Origin of the sequence: Arthrobacter sp. B1805 (assembly GCF_002929745.1) — a bacterium.
In the GTDB taxonomy this organism is placed as follows: domain Bacteria; phylum Actinomycetota; class Actinomycetes; order Actinomycetales; family Micrococcaceae; genus Arthrobacter_D.
In genome coordinates, this window is sequence record NZ_PJIQ01000048.1 from 1 (window position 1) to 1322 (window position 1322).

Annotated in this window: 2 protein-coding genes; both read right to left on the reverse strand. The window is 60.7% G+C overall.

Annotated features, from left to right (window positions below; all coding sequences use genetic code 11):
• A partial coding sequence (locus CXQ96_RS17795) for a lysozyme (protein ID WP_258059193.1) occupies positions 1-901 on the reverse strand: 901 nt, incomplete at its 3' end.
• A 345-nt stretch (positions 902-1246) separates the two neighbouring features.
• A partial coding sequence (locus CXQ96_RS19165; RefSeq protein WP_146070945.1) for a hypothetical protein occupies positions 1247-1322 on the reverse strand: 76 nt, incomplete at its 5' end.

The following is a 1322-nucleotide window of genomic DNA, read 5'->3' on the forward strand; positions in this document are numbered from 1 at the left end:
TAGCAGAGGTCGCAGCGCCGAGCTCGGGCGTCCTACCCGCAACTGACGTGATCGAAGACTCAGCCACCGACGCTGCTGGCTGATTGTTCCGCGCGAAGACTTGAAGTGCGGAAAGAGTGCCTGGCCACTGGTTCCAGTCACCGACGACAGGCCCCTGGCTCGTGTATTGCCACAGCTCGTAGCCTGACCATCCTGCTGGCATGTTTGTCGGAGCGGCGTTGCTGTAACTCGCGAGATGCAGGGGATGATTCCCGAAAGCTGTGGAGCGGCCTGTGCAGGTGTTCCACCAGTCGGCCGTCGTGTAGATCATGGGAACGCGTCCGGTGCGCGCGAGCACCGTGTTGGAGAAATCGCGGATCCAGTTCACCATCTGAACGGGGGACATGTTGTAGCAAGAGTTGCCGAGCGTTGAGTATGGGTTGTACTCGACGTCGAGCAGGGGAGGGAGGGTCTTTCCATCTGCCGACCAACCTCCGCCGTTGTTGACGAAGTAGTTGGCTTGTTCGGCTCCTGAGCTCACACTCGGTATCGCGAAGTGGTAGGCGCCGCGAAGCATCCCGACGTTCGTCGAGCCCTGGTATTGCTCGCCGAAAAAGGGATTTCGGTAGTTGGTCGATTCCGTCGCTTTGGTGTAAGCGAAGCGGGCGCCTTCATTCCACGCTGCCTGCCAGTTGACAGTGCCCTGGTGGCTACTGACGTCTACCCCGAGCACACCGCTGGGTTTCCAGTAATTGACTGCAGCCAGACCGGCCCCGCCCTCTTCTTTGATCGCTATGGGACTTTCTTCCTCGGGGGCGGGAACTTGAGGATCACCCGTCCGTGACAATCGCAGGACGCCCTGACCCAGGGAAGCACCGTCGGAACCTATCTGGCTGGCGACCGCGCGTTTGTTCGCCAGCATTTGCTCGTCAGAAAGCGTGCCTTCCGCTCCCTCTGTGTCCGTACTGGTGGACGCGCTGGGGGCTTCAGGAACCGACGTGACAGCCGGTTGCGGGGAGACCGGAGTGATCGCCTGTTGGGTCGCATCGCCTGGACCAGCTGGTGGTGCAGTCTGATTGCCGTTGCTTGGAGCAAGCGGAGGCTGCGTCTGCGCAAGCGCCGGGCTGGGACTGAGGATAATTGCAGCGCTCAGTGCAACGAGCGCTGCGGCTGTCCTGACTCTTAAGGGTGTCACAAGGCTCTCCAAGTGTGTGGTGCGTTCTCCGAGTCGGCCAGGCATTTGTAACCAGACCCAGTAGGTTTCGGTCTATTTGTAGGTGATGCGGGTTCCGGTGGTGGGGGTCCAGGTGATGGTGCCGCGTTGGTAGGTTTGCTGGCAGTTG